This is a genomic window from Sphingosinicella sp., from assembly GCF_052387495.1.
Lineage (GTDB): Bacteria > Pseudomonadota > Alphaproteobacteria > Sphingomonadales > Sphingomonadaceae > Allosphingosinicella.
The window spans coordinates 1-12,528 of record NZ_JBQTJC010000287.1; the positions used below are offsets into that span (position 1 = coordinate 1).

The window sequence follows — 12,528 nt, forward strand, 5'->3', positions numbered from 1 at the left end:
TTCGTCCTGCCCGGCGTCGGTCGCGCACTCGAGCCGGATCGCCCGCTTGAGCGCGGCGAGGCTCTCCGGCGCATTGGCGAGGATCGCGTCGAGCAACGGCGCTTCGTGCGCGCCGCACAGCTCGACCAGGCCGATCCGCGCTGCCTCCGCGGCGTCGATGCTCGCGGCGGTGAGCAGCAGCCGCGCCGCTTGCCCCGGACCGACGAGGGAGACGAGGCGGTGCACGTCCTGCTGAGGATAAGAGATGCCGAGCTTGGCCGGGGTGATCGCGAAGCGCGCGGTCTCGCTCGCCAGCCTCAGGTCGCAGGCCATGGCGAGCGCGACGCCCGCGCCGTAGCAGGCGCCCTCTATCCGGGCGATGGTTGGGATCGGCAGGCCCGCCAGCCGATCGAGCCCGGCGCCCATGCCGGTCCGGAAGCGCGTCCGGAGCGCCGCGTCGCGATTGAGCGCGGGAAAGTCCTTGAGATCGGCCCCGGCGCAGAAAGTGCCGCCCGCCCCTGAAAGGACCAGTATGCGGGCCGGCGACCGCGCCACCTCCTCCAGCCGCGCCCCCAACTCGTCCCAGCCGGCCAGCGGAATCGCGTTGCGCGCCTCCGGCCGCTCGAGCGTCAGCCGGGCGATCTCGCCGTCCTGATCGAGGCGGAACATAGCGCCTTCCATGCCGCGCACGGGACCCTTTGTCTCGACAAAAAAGGCCGGGCGCCAGTTAAGCGGCGCCCGGCCAATAGGGGGCCGCGGCGCCCGTCCGGTGGAGGCGGGGACCGCGGGCGAATGTCGGTGGCCCACGGGCACACCTCGACTCGTCACCACCAGCGGAGCAAGGGCCGTGCCAGAACGGAATCCTGCGCTTCCCGATGGTTAACGGGTAAAAAGCGCTGTTCCGATCCGGGACGCGCGGGTCAGCGAAGCCTGGTTTGGGACAGCCACCAGCCGGGCCGGGCCGCGGCGATCCGGGCGGCGGCGGCATCGCGCGCGGCCTCGCTGTCGTAGAGGCCGAAGCAGGTTGCGCCCGAGCCTGACATGCGGGCGAAGCGGGCGCCAGACAGCGCCTCCAGCACCGCGCCGATCTCCGGCACGAGGCGGCGCGCGGCGGGCTCGAGATCGTTGCGGCCTTCGCGCCAGTCGCCGAGCGGGCCGCGGTCAACCCCATCCCAGCCGGCGAAGACGGTAGCGGTGGAAAGCGGAACGCGCGGACTGACCAGCAGGATCGGTGTTCCGGACAGGTCCGGCGCTTCGACCGCTTCCAGCCGGTCCCCCCTGCCCTTGCCGCGCGCGGTTCGGCTGAGCAGGCAGGCCGGGACGTCCGCGCCGAGTCCAGCGGCGATCTCCTCGAGGTTGGCGCGGCCGCCGCCCAGCAGCCGCAGCGCGGCGGCCGCATCGGCCGAGCCGCCGCCGATCCCGGCGGCGACCGGAAGCATCTTGTCGAGGACCAACGCCCGGTCGCTCACGCCCAGCGCGCGCGCCGCCTTCAGCACGAGATTGTCGGCCGCCCCTTCCAGCGCGGCGGCGAATGGCCCGGTGACGCGCAGCGACAACTCGTTCGAAGGCGCGGCACTTAACACATCCCCGTCCTCGCAAAAGGCGAACAGGGTTTCGATGTGGTGATAGCCGTCCGCTTCGCGCCCGCGCACGTGCAGCGCCAGGTTCAGCTTGGCATAGGCCGTCTCGCGCATCAGCGCGCGGCGAGCTGGGGCGTCAGGCCGCTTTCGATCTTGGCGTCGAGCCGCGTGGCGTCCTCGCCCTCGGCGTAGACCCGCGCCGCCGTCCAGGCGAAGCGCGCCTCGGCGCGGCGGCCGACCGAATAATAAGCATCGCCGAGATGCTCGTTGATCTCGACGTCCGCCGGGGCGCCCTGAGCGGCCTGCTCGAGCAGGGCGATCCCCTCCTCCCGCTCGCCCTTCAGGAACAGCGCCCAGCCGAGCGAATCGGTAATCGCCGCATTGTCGGGCGCAAGCCGGTGCGCCTCGCGGATCAGCCGCTCGGCCTCCGCCATATTCTCGCGCCGCTCGAGCTGGGCGTAGCCGAGATAGTTGAGCACCAATGGCTCGGTCGGCGCGAGCCGATAGGCTTCGCTCAGGGCGGCGCGCGCCTGCGGCCAGTCGCCCGCCTCGTCATGGGCGCCGCCGCGCAGCAGCCAGAGCGCCCATTCGGGGTAAGCAGCCGGATCGGAACCGCGCAGCTCGAGCGCGCGGGCGAAAGCCGTGGCGGCATCGGCGGGACGCTGGAGCGACATCAGGACCTCGCCGAGACGGACCTGGTCCGCGGCGCGGGCGGAGGCGGCGCGCGCTGCGGCCTCCGCCTCGCCGAGCGCGTCCTGATTGCGGCCGCCGTCGATCAAGAGGCGGATGCGCTGATCGCGGACGGTCTCGGCATAGGGATCGGAGTCAGGGACGTTGGCGAGCATCGCCACGGCGCTTTCGTGCCGGTCCTCCTGTCCGGCGAGCTCGGCGGCGACCATCCAGGTCTCGCTGCTGTCCGGCGCGAGCCAGGTGGCGAGGCTGGCGAAGGTGGCGGCGACCGAGGTCACGTCCTGCGCGTGGAGATCGAGCGAGAGGCGGATGAGGAATTCGGCGATGCCGTCCGCGGCGCTGTCGATCGCGCCGGGGACGGGGCGGCCCTGCTCGATCAGCCGGCGGGCGACGATGGCGGGCGGCTCGTCGCTTTGCAGCAGCGCCAAAGCGCCGTCGCGCTGGCCCCGCGCGGCGAGCGTGGCGGCGGCGGCGATGCGCAAGCGCAGGCCGCGCGGACCCGGCGCCGCGGTCGACTGGCCGATCTGCGCCGGTCCTTCCGGCCGGTTGAGCGCGACAAGCAGCAGCGGCCGGTGCTCGGCGGCATAGGTGGCGGTCATCCCGCTCGCATCGGTGGCGGAGAGGAAGGAAAGCGGGTCGCCCTGCCCGGAGCCGAGCGCGAGCCAAGCGCGCAGCACCGGCACCGAGAAAGCGAAGAGATTGTCGCGCTCGATCGCCTCGACCTGTCGACGCGCCGCCGCCCAGTCGCGCTCGCGCACGGCGGCGGCGAGCAGCAGGAAGCGGGCGTCGGGCAGCAGCGCGTTGCTGGTCTCGAGCACGCGCGCGGCGCGGACGGCCAATGCCCAGTCGCCCGCCTCGACGGCATGGCTCAGCGCCTGGCCGGCGACGATCTCGTTGCCGGGCGCGCCGCTGAGCGCGGCGGCATAGCCCGCGCTCGCCTGCCGGGTCTCGCCGGACGCGGACGCCACCCGCGCCTGGACATAGGTGTTCAGCGTCGTCGCCTGGTCGGCGCGCGCGGGAGTCGCGAGAGCAACGGCGGCGACCGTGGCGAGCGCGAGAGCACGCGCGGAAAGCTCACATATTGGGGTAATTGGGGCCTCCTCCGCCTTCCGGGACGACCCAGTTGATGTTCTGGGTCGGGTCCTTGATGTCGCAGGTCTTGCAGTGGACGCAATTCTGCGCGTTGATCTGAAGTCTGGTCCTCCCCGCCTCCTCGACGAATTCGTAGACCCCGGCGGGGCAGTAGCGCGCCTCCGGCCCGGCATAAAGCTCCAGGTTCACTTCGACCGGGATGTCCGCGTTTCTCAGCGTCAGGTGGATCGGCTGGTCTTCCTCGTGATTGGTGTTCGACAGGAACACCGAGGAGAGCCGGTCGAAGCTGATCACGCCGTCGGGCTTGGGATAGGCAATCGGCGCGACCATGTCCTTGCGCCACAGCGTCTCGTGATCGGCATGGTGCTTCATCGTGAAGGGCAGGCCGATCCGGAGCTGGCGCATCCACATGTCGGCGCCGGCGAAGATGGTGCCGAAGGTGCCGCCATATTTGGCGACCAAGGGCTCGACGTTGCGGACCTTCTTGAGCTCGGCGGCGATCCACGAATTGCGCAGGTTCGCCTCGTAATCCTCGAGCGTGTCGCCGGCGCGGTCGGCGGCGATCGCCGCGAAGGCGGCCTCGGCGGCGAGCATGCCGGATTTCATCGCCGTGTGGCTGCCCTTGATCCGGGGCACGTTGACGAAGCCCGCCGAGCAGCCGATCAGCGCGCCGCCCGGAAAGGCGAGGGTCGGCACCGACTGCCAGCCGCCCTCGTTGATCGCGCGCGCGCCGTAGGAGACGCGCTTGCCGCCTTCGAGAAAGTCGCGAATCGCGGGATGCTGCTTCCAGCGCTGAAACTCCTCGAACGGCGAGAGATACGGGTTGCGGTAGCTGAGCGCGACGACGAAGCCCAAAGCGACCTGGCCATTTGTCTGATGGTAGAGGAAGCCGCCGCCCCAGGCGTCGTCGAGCGGCCAGCCCTGGGTGTGGATGACGCGGCCGGGCTGGTGCTTTTCGGGATCGATGTCCCACAGCTCTTTCAGCCCGATTCCATAGACTTGCGGCTGGCTATCGCGATCGAGCTCGAAGATCCGCTTCAATTCCTTGGTGAGGTGGCCGCGCACGCCTTCGGCGAAGAAGGTATATTTGCCATGCAGCTCCATGCCGGGCTGGTAGTCGCCCTTGTGGGTGCCGTCGCGGGCGACCCCCATGTCGCCGGTAGCTACGCCCTTCACCGAGCCGTCCTCGTTGAACAGCACCTCCGCGGCGGCAAAGCCGGGGAAGATCTCCACCCCCAGCGCCTCGGCCTGCCCGGCGAGCCAGCGGCAGAGATTGCCGAGGCTGAGCGTGTAGGTGCCCTTGTTGTTCATGAAGGGCGGCATCAGGATGTGCGGGAAGCTGTATTTGCCCTTCTCGCTCAGCACCCAATGCTCGTTCCGGGTCACCGGCACGGTGAGCGGGCTGTCCAGTTCCTTCCAGTTCGGCAGCAGCTCGTCGAGCGCCTTGGGATCGACCACCGCGCCGGAAAGAATGTGCGCGCCGACCTCGGAGCCCTTTTCGAGGATGCAGACGCTGAGCTCGCGCCCCGCCTCGTCGGCGAGCTGTTTGAGGCGGATGGCGGCGGCGAGGCCGGCGGGCCCGGCGCCGACAATCACCACGTCGTAGGGCATCGACTCCCGCTCTGCCATGCAAGGACTCCCCTCGTCGCGCTTCGCCAACGTCTGGCAGATAAACAGCACTATTACGATTGACCAGCCCGGCGGGGGCTGACTCTATGGCCCGGTTCAGCGGGGGAACGGGACCTTATGTCCACGGATCGGGCGGCGAGCGCCCTCAAATGGTGGAGCGATGCCGGCGTCGATACGATCGTCGCCGAGGAGCCGCGCAACTGGCTCGTCCCGGCGCCTGCGAAGCCCGCGCCGGAGGCCGAACCCGAAGCACCCGCGGCGATGCCGGCGACGCTGGACGCCTTCCAGGCCTGGCTGGCGAGCGCACCCTTCCCCTTCGCGCCGCCCTCTTCCCCACGCCTCGCTCCGACGGGCGATCCCGCAGGCGGGCTGATGGTGATGACCGACATGCCGGCGCTCGGCGGCGGCTTCTTCGGCGACGAGGCGGACGGGCTGTTCGACCGGATGCTGGCCGCGATCGGGCGCGGGCGCGAGACGATCTACCTCGCATCGCTCTCGCCGGTGCGGACGCCGAGCGGCGCGCTCGACCGGTCCAGCGAACGGGCCCTGGCCGAAATCGCCCGCCACCATATTGGGCTGGCCGCGCCCAAGGCGCTGCTGCTGTTCGGCGACGCCTGCGCGCGGGCGCTGCTCGGCATGCCGGTGACCAAGGCGCGCGGCCGCTGGCACACGCTCGCCACGCCGGCGGGCGAGATCAAGACTTTGGTCACGATCAAGCCCGACAATCTGGTCGACCAGCGCGGGCTCAAGAAGCTCGCCTGGGCCGATCTGCAAATGCTCATGGAGGAACTGACGCCATGAAGAGATTGACCGGAACGCTGCTGGCGGCCGGGCTGATCCTCGCCGCCGCCCCCGCCTTCGCGAACGACATGGGCGATCAGGGCCGGGCGCCACGCGCGGCGCGGGCCTTCGATATCCAGGCCCAACTCAGCCAGAGCGAGCGCGACAATTACCGATCGATCTTCGCGGACTTGCGGATGCGCAACTGGGCGAGCGCGGCCGGGCGGCTCGACGGGATGCGCTCGGGGCCGCTGCACGACCTCGCCCGGGCGATGCTCTACACCATGCCTGGCTCGCCGCCTGTCGAGTTGGAGCCGCTGCGCAGCCTGCTCGAGCGGGGGCGGCATTTGCCGCAGGCGGGCGACCTCGCCCGGCTTGCCACCGTGCGCGGCGCGACCAGCCTCCCCGACATTCCGCAGCAGCAACGCCTAGCCGGCCTGCCCGGCCAGCCGCGTCGCGCCCGCGCCCGCGCGATCCGGGGCGACGCGGTCGCCGACCGGCTCGAGCCCTTGATCCAGCCCCTACTCGTCGCCGACCAGCCTTCGGAAGCCGAGGCGATCTTCGCCGCGCGCGCCGCCGATCTCTCCCCCGAGGCGCGCACCGCCTTTCAGCAGCGCATCGCCTGGGTCTATTTCCTCAACGGCCGCGACGCCGAGGCGCGCCGCATCGCCGACGAGGCGCGGCGCGGCCCGACCGAATGGGCGCTGCACGCAGAATGGGTGGCCGGGCTTTCGGCCTGGCGGATGCGCGATTGCGCCGCGGCGTCCGCCCATTTCGCCACCGTCGCGGCGCGCTCGGGCGATGTCGAACTCTCCGCCGCCGGCCATTAGTGGGGGGCGCGCGCGGACACGGCCTGCGGCCATCCGGACCGGGTGCAGGGCCGGCTGCAGGCGGCGGCCCGGCTCGGCGAGACCTTTTACGGCTTGCTCGCGCAAAGCGCGCTCGGCATGCGCGTGGTGCCCGCCGCGTTCGATCCGCTGAGCGCCGAGGAATGGCGGTCGCTCTCCGACAGCCCCAATGTCCGCGCCGCGGTCGCGCTCGCCGAGATCGGCGAGGACGACCTCGCCGGCGAATTGCTCCGCCACCAGGCGCGGATCGGCGGGCCCAGCGACCATGAGAGGCTGCTTCATCTCGCCGCGCGGCTCAACCTCACCGGCACCCAGATGTACCTCGCCCATAACGGCCCGCGCGGCAGCCGCACCGGCACGCACGACCGCTATCCCTCGCCCTCCTGGCAGCCGCCGCGCGGCTGGCGGGTCGATCGGGCGCTGGCCTTCGCCCATGCCTTGCAGGAATCCAACTTCCGCCCGGACGCGGTCAGCCCCGCCGGCGCGCGCGGGCTGATGCAGGTGCGTCCCGGCACGGCCGGCGACCTCGTCCGCTGGGGCCGCGCGCGAGGCGATACCGGGCGGCTCAACGATCCCGCCAACAATATCGAGTTCGGCCAGGCCTATCTCGAATATCTGCGCGATTTGCCATCGACGGGCGGGCTGCTGCCGCGCGTGATCGCCTCCTACAATGCCGGGCCGGCGCCGATCGGCGAGTGGAACACCCGCTTCGACCAGAGCGACCCGCTGCTGTTCATGGAGACGATCCCCTATTGGGAGACGCGCGGCTACGTACCGATCGTGCTCCGCAATTACTGGATCTACGAGGAGGAGACGGCCGACCGCTCGTCGAGCCGCCGCGCGCTGGCGCAGGGCCTGTGGCCGCGCTTTCCCGGCATGCCCGGCGCCACCGCCGTCCGCCTCGCCCCCCGCCAGACCCAGACCGCGATGGGCGGCGACTAGCCACGCTATTTGTTCTTGATATGTTCCATCTAGCCGCCTAGACTCGGCGGATGCCCCGGCCCGACGTCCGTCCCGGCCGGGGTGCGCCCGAGAACCGCACCCCGGACCGCTTCAACCTCAAGCAGCGCGAGGCCGACGGCGATTGGCTGGACGAGCGCGAGCTTCAGGATGGAGACCTGCCGCCGCTCCGCACCACCGTGACCGTAGAGCATCCGAGGACGATCATTGCCCGCAACAAGTCGCCCGACATCGGCTTCGACCGCTCGATCAATCCCTATCGAGGCTGCGAGCATGGCTGCATCTATTGCTTCGCGCGGCCGACCCACGCCTTTCACGACCTCTCACCGGGGCTGGATTTCGAATCCAGGCTGTTTGCCAAGCCCGATGCCGCGAAGCTGCTCCGGGCGGAGCTCCGCAAGCGCGGCTATCAGGTCCGCCCGATCGCGATGGGAACCAACACCGATCCTTACCAGCCGATCGAGGGCAAGTGGCGGATCACCCGCTCGATCCTTGAGGTGCTGGCCGAGACGAAGCATCCGGTGACGATCACCACCAAATCCGACCGCGTGCTCCGCGACCTCGATATCCTGAAGGAAATGGCGGCACAAAGGCTGGCGAGCGTCGCGCTCTCGGTCACCTCGCTGACCCCGGAGATTTCGCGCACGCTGGAGCCGCGGGCGCCGGCGGCGCGCAAGCGGCTGGCGGCGGTGAAGGCGCTGCGCGAGGCGGGCGTCCCCGCCTGGGTGGCGATCGCGCCGGTCGTGCCCGGGATCACCGACCATGAGCTCGAGCATATCGTCAAAGCTGCGGCCGAGGCGGGCGCGAACGGCGTCTTCTACCTGCCGGTGCGCCTGCCGTTCGAGGTCGCCCCCTTGTTCCGCGCCTGGCTCGACGAGCATTTCCCCGACCGCGCAAACAAGGTGATGGCGATCATCCGCGAGATGCGCGGCGGCAAGGACAACGACCCCGCTTTCTTCACCCGCATGCAGGGCTTCGGCCCCTGGGCGACCCTGCTCAAGACCCGCTTCGACCGCGCCGTGCGCAAGCACGGCCTCAATATCGAGAAGCAGCGCCTGCGCACCGATCTGTTCAAGCCGCCGCAGGGCGCGCAGTTGCGGCTACTTTAGTCGCCACCGCCGAGCCTGGGGAACAGCATTCGCGCGCGGTTTCGAGGTGCCTCTTGGCCGACTTATGAAACGATCAGCAGGCGCCAATCGCCGCCGAGCAGGCCGAAATAGATAAAGGCAAGGTCGCCGAGGAAATGCATCAGCATGCCCGGCAGGATCGAGCCGGTGTGACGCGCAAGGGCGCCGTAGACGAGGCCGGCGAAGAAGATGCCCGGCCCGAGAAGGACCAGGGTCTGGAACCCGTGCACGCCATGGGCGAGGGCGAAAACCAGCGCCGAGACGGTAATCGCAATTCCCCCTCCGAAACGCTCGAGCCCCCGCTGCATATAGCCGCGATAGGCCGCTTCCTCGGTGACGCCGGCGACCAACGCCGTCATCACCACCACCGATACGAGATAGGCGGTGGTGGGGTAGGGGCTGAGATCGGGTGGTCGCTCGGGCGCGCCCACGATGATCCAGATGATGGTGAGCATGCCAATGGCCCCCATCAGCGAGAGGGTGACGCCGATTCCCTCCTTCGACCAGCCGGCCGAACCTTGGCGCCACAGGCGAAGGCGGTAGTGCCGTGCGGCCTTCCACCGTCGAGGCGGGCCTGCGCCGTTCAGCCAAGCGAGGTAGAGGATCAGGTAAAGCAGAGTCGCGGCCGCCGCCCAGGGAATGTCCGGGCGGATACGGGCGTTGAGGGGCGCCATCACCACCCACGGCGCGAGCCCGGCAACGCCCACAACCAAGCCGAGCAGGATCGGAGCGATATAAGCGAACAGCGTGCGGAGCTGCTGACGTACGGCCATCATGTCTCCCTCCCGACGGCCGGTGCGGCGAGCCGGTCGCGAATCAGCGCACGGCCGCGGTGGAGGCGCACCCGGACCGCTTCGGCGCTGATGCCAAGCCGGGCGGCCGTCTCGGCCACCGGCAGCTCGCAATAGTAAAATAGCAGGATCGCCTCGCGGTGGGTCCGGGGCAGGGCCTCGATCGCCCGCTCAAGATCGATCCGCAATTCAATATCTTCAGGAAGAACTGCGTTCTTGTCGTCATCCTGAAGCGCCTCGATCCGCCGCCACAGCGGCGACACGAGGCCGAAGCAAATCCGCGCGACGATCCTCAGTAGCCACATCGGAAATGCGGTCACCGAGCGCAACGCCGGCAGCCGCCGGTAGACCGTGAAGAGCGCCTCTTGGGTCGCGTCTTCGGCCATCTGGGCTGCGCAATAGCGCTCGGCATAGCGGCGGATCTGCGGCCGGGCGACGCGGAGCAGCGCCTCCAGCGCAGCTCCGTCGCCGGCGCGGGCAGCTTCAACGAGGGCCGGGTCGATTCCGGCGATGACGCCCCCCTAGGACCTCGGCTTGAGCCGACGCCCGGCGAGCGCGCAAGCCGGACAAAAGCCGACGAGGCCGGTCAGCGCCACGCAAAGCCCGATCGCCACGAATATCGCGTTGGGCTCGTCCGGAGCAAGCCAAGCATAAGCCGCGAGCCCCAGACCGAGCAATAGCCTGACGAGGCGCTCGACGGTGGGCAGGTTGAACCTCGGCATGTCATTTCCTCCCGATGCCGGCCGCCTCCCCGCGAGGCGGCTACCAACCACAAGAGAGCCGACGCCGGCAAAAAGTTACAGAATCTCCTCGAAAGAGCCATCGACGCGGTGAGAAAGCCCCCTCGGGTGGAGGGTGAGCGGCACGGCGAGGAAGGCAGGGATCACCCCAGCGTCTTCTTCAGGAGTTCGTTGACCACCTGCGGGTTGGCCTTGCCGGCCATCGCCTTCATCACTGGCCCCGGCCCAAGCCCTCAGCCGCCGCGCCCGAAGCGCGGGATCAGCTTGCCGGCCCGGCCGCGATACTCCTCATAATCCTTGCCGAACAGGCCGACGAGATCGCGCTCCTCGTAGACGATGGCGACGAGGATGTAAGCGAGCATGCCGAGCGCGAGGACGAGGTGGCCGGCCGTCATCACCGGCGCCGCGAAGAAGGCGAGGATGAAGCCCGAATAGAGCGGGTGCCGCACCCGCTTGTAGAAGAAGGGCGTGCGGAACACCGGCGCCTGCGCCTCGGCGCCGCGGGCATGGCCCCAGACCTGGCTCAGGCCGAACAGCTCGAAATGGCTGATCAGGAAAGTGCTCAGCAGGACGATCAACCAGCCGAGGCCGAACAGGCCCCAGAGCAAATAGACGAGCGCCGGCGTCTCGACGCTCCAGACGATCGCCGGGATCGGCCGCCAGAAGGCGAACAGGAGGATGAGCATGAGGCTGGCGAGCAGGACGTAGACGCTGCGCTCGACCGGCTCGGGCACGATCCGCGTCCAGGCCGCCTTGAAGCCCTTGCGCGCCATCACGCTGTGCTGGAGGCCGAACAGGGCGATGAGAGCGAGGTTGATGGCGACAGCCAGCGGCACCGGACCCGCCGCTCCGCCCCGGTCGACCGTCACCGGCGCCTGCGGGACATTGCCGACGAAGGCGACCAGATAGAGAAAGGTCGCGAAGAAGACGAGGTAAGCGAGAACACCGAAGAGCAGGTACAGAGCGCGTGCCATCACACTCTCCCTTCCTTGGAGGCCCTGCAATCTAGCACGGCCGGAGAGCCCGGCCAATCGCTCCCGAGCGTCAGAAAATGCGCCAGCCGAGCCGGACCCCTGCGCCGACATCGGGCGCGCCGGCCGAGAGTCCGGCATTCCCATAAAGGCCCAGCGAGACGCGCCGGGTAAGGCCGATGTCGAGCGCGGTCCCGACCAGCTCCTGATCGGGCACCAACGGACTGTGGCTTTGCGCGTAGCTGTAGCTGAGGCTGCCGCGCAGATCGGGCGACAGGCGTAGCGCGACGCCGCCGCGCGCCGCGAAGCTGTTGCGAAGCTCATAGCCCGCGGGATCGCCGGGCAGGGTGTAGCTGAGGCCGACGAACGGAGTCACCGCGCCGAACGAACGGGACGCCTCGGCCTCGACCGCGAGATCGGTCTCGCCGGTGCCGAGGCCGCCCCGCGCCGACGCGGTCGGGAGCTTGACCTGTCCCGCCACGACGAGCTCGACGCCGGCGACGCCCGGCAGGACATAGCCGGCGCCGAGCCGCAGGTCGCCCAGCCCCTCGCGCCGTTCGCGGGCCGGCGGGCGGGTCGGATCGATGATAATCGGCAGGCCAAGCAGGCCGCCGCCGCCGATCACGTTGCCGGGCGCCTCGATGCGCTGCCAGGGCAGCGACGCGGTCGCGAAGGCGCGGCCCGCGCGCACCCGGACCTCGTTCCGCACGGTCACCGTCTCGATCGACTCGCCGGTGCCGTATTCGCCTTCCTGAACTTCGGCGCCGACCGCATATTCCACGGCCGGCTCGGCACGAAGCGGCGCCGCCGCGGCCAGGCCGGCCAAGGCGCCGAGGGCAAGACCGAACGATATGCGCATATGAGGTTCCTCCGCTGTTGCGGAGACAACGGTCGCAAACCCGAAATTAATCCCCCAGACCCTAGCCGAGGGCCTTCCTGAGCAGCTCGTTCACGACCCCCGGATTGGCCTTGCCGGCCATCGCCTTCATCACCCGGCCGACGAAGAAGCCGAAGAGCTTGTCCTTGCCGCCGCGATATTCGGCGACCTTGTCCTCGTTGGCGGCCATCACCTCGGCGATCGCCGCCTCGATCGCGCCGGTGTCGCTGGTCTGCCGGAGCCCGCGCGCCTCGACGATCGCGCCCGGGTCCTCGCCGGTCTCGAGCATGATCTCGAACACCTGCTTGGCGAGCGTGCCCGAGAGGGTGCCGTCGGCGGTCAGGGAGAGCAATTGGGCGGCCTGGGCGGGGCTGACCGGGCTGTCCTCGATGCCCTTGCCAAGCCGGTTCAGCGCGCCGAACAGGTCGGACATCACCCAGTTGGCGGCGCGCTGGGCGAAGGCG

At 69.8% G+C, this 12,528-nt stretch carries 14 protein-coding genes and 1 pseudogene; 4 read left to right on the forward strand and 11 right to left on the reverse strand.

All coding sequences use genetic code 11. The features are described from left to right. From ACT4N8_RS15760 to ACT4N8_RS15775, 4 genes are all read right to left on the reverse strand, one after another. Positions 1-648, reverse strand: a 648-nt coding sequence (locus ACT4N8_RS15760; protein WP_444859061.1) for an enoyl-CoA hydratase/isomerase family protein, incomplete at its 3' end; no start/stop codon positions are given. 251 nt (positions 649-899) lie between these two features. Further along, complete coding sequence (locus ACT4N8_RS15765; RefSeq protein ID WP_444859062.1) at positions 900-1,673, reverse strand: 4-(cytidine 5'-diphospho)-2-C-methyl-D-erythritol kinase; 774 nt, start codon at positions 1,671-1,673, stop codon at positions 900-902. Next, the gene (locus tag ACT4N8_RS15770; protein ID WP_444859063.1) at positions 1,673-3,217 is read right to left on the reverse strand and encodes a tetratricopeptide repeat protein; all 1,545 of its coding nucleotides are present in this window, start codon (positions 3,215-3,217) and stop codon (positions 1,673-1,675) included. The genes ACT4N8_RS15765 and ACT4N8_RS15770 overlap by 1 nt, the downstream gene beginning before the upstream one ends. Before the next feature lie 106 nt (positions 3,218-3,323). Further along, positions 3,324-4,970: an electron transfer flavoprotein-ubiquinone oxidoreductase gene (locus tag ACT4N8_RS15775; RefSeq protein ID WP_444859064.1), complete on the reverse strand. Its 1,647-nt coding sequence runs from the start codon at positions 4,968-4,970 to the stop codon at positions 3,324-3,326. A gap of 117 nt (positions 4,971-5,087) precedes the next feature. On the opposite strand from ACT4N8_RS15775, the gene ACT4N8_RS15780 reads away from it, so the two are divergent. The 4 genes from ACT4N8_RS15780 to ACT4N8_RS15795 are packed head-to-tail and all read left to right on the forward strand — an operon-like array spanning position 5,088 to position 8,667. Beyond that, the gene (locus ACT4N8_RS15780; RefSeq protein ID WP_444859065.1) at positions 5,088-5,771 is read left to right on the forward strand and encodes a uracil-DNA glycosylase family protein; all 684 of its coding nucleotides are present in this window, start codon (positions 5,088-5,090) and stop codon (positions 5,769-5,771) included. After that, positions 5,768-6,580, forward strand: a complete 813-nt coding sequence (locus ACT4N8_RS15785) for a hypothetical protein (RefSeq protein WP_444859066.1) — start codon at positions 5,768-5,770, stop codon at positions 6,578-6,580. The genes ACT4N8_RS15780 and ACT4N8_RS15785 overlap by 4 nt, the downstream gene beginning before the upstream one ends. A 42-nt stretch (positions 6,581-6,622) precedes the next feature. Further along, on the forward strand, positions 6,623-7,540 hold the full coding sequence (locus ACT4N8_RS15790; RefSeq protein ID WP_444859067.1) for a lytic transglycosylase domain-containing protein: 918 nt from the start codon (positions 6,623-6,625) through the stop codon (positions 7,538-7,540). Between the two features lie 50 nt (positions 7,541-7,590). Next, the gene (locus tag ACT4N8_RS15795; protein ID WP_444859068.1) at positions 7,591-8,667 is read left to right on the forward strand and encodes a PA0069 family radical SAM protein; all 1,077 of its coding nucleotides are present in this window, start codon (positions 7,591-7,593) and stop codon (positions 8,665-8,667) included. Positions 8,668-8,729: 62 nt separating this feature from the next. Here ACT4N8_RS15795 and ACT4N8_RS15800 read toward each other — a convergent pair whose 3' ends face one another. The 7 genes and pseudogenes from ACT4N8_RS15800 to gatB form a co-directional block, all read right to left on the reverse strand. Continuing rightward, positions 8,730-9,461 carry a lysostaphin resistance A-like protein gene (locus tag ACT4N8_RS15800; RefSeq protein WP_444859069.1) on the reverse strand — a complete coding sequence of 244 codons (732 nt, stop codon included), beginning with the start codon at positions 9,459-9,461 and terminating at the stop codon, positions 8,730-8,732. Next, a complete protein-coding gene (locus ACT4N8_RS15805) occupies positions 9,458-9,988 on the reverse strand; it encodes an RNA polymerase sigma factor (RefSeq protein WP_444859073.1) in 531 nt (176 codons plus the stop codon). The genes ACT4N8_RS15800 and ACT4N8_RS15805 overlap by 4 nt, the downstream gene beginning before the upstream one ends. A gap of 9 nt (positions 9,989-9,997) precedes the next feature. Further along, positions 9,998-10,198, reverse strand: a complete 201-nt coding sequence (locus ACT4N8_RS15810) for a YgaP-like transmembrane domain (RefSeq protein WP_444859070.1) — start codon at positions 10,196-10,198, stop codon at positions 9,998-10,000. A 161-nt stretch (positions 10,199-10,359) separates the two neighbouring features. Beyond that, complete coding sequence (locus ACT4N8_RS15815) at positions 10,360-10,428, reverse strand: hypothetical protein (protein ID WP_444859074.1); 69 nt, start codon at positions 10,426-10,428, stop codon at positions 10,360-10,362. A gap of 21 nt (positions 10,429-10,449) precedes the next feature. Beyond that, the gene (mddA, locus tag ACT4N8_RS15820; protein WP_444859071.1) at positions 10,450-11,190 is read right to left on the reverse strand and encodes a methanethiol S-methyltransferase; all 741 of its coding nucleotides are present in this window, start codon (positions 11,188-11,190) and stop codon (positions 10,450-10,452) included. Between the two features lie 70 nt (positions 11,191-11,260). Beyond that, on the reverse strand, positions 11,261-12,046 hold the full coding sequence (locus ACT4N8_RS15825) for a hypothetical protein (protein WP_444859072.1): 786 nt from the start codon (positions 12,044-12,046) through the stop codon (positions 11,261-11,263). Between the two features lie 61 nt (positions 12,047-12,107). Further along, positions 12,108-12,528 (reverse strand): annotated as a pseudogene (gene gatB, locus ACT4N8_RS15830) (Asp-tRNA(Asn)/Glu-tRNA(Gln) amidotransferase subunit GatB); the annotation flags it as partial.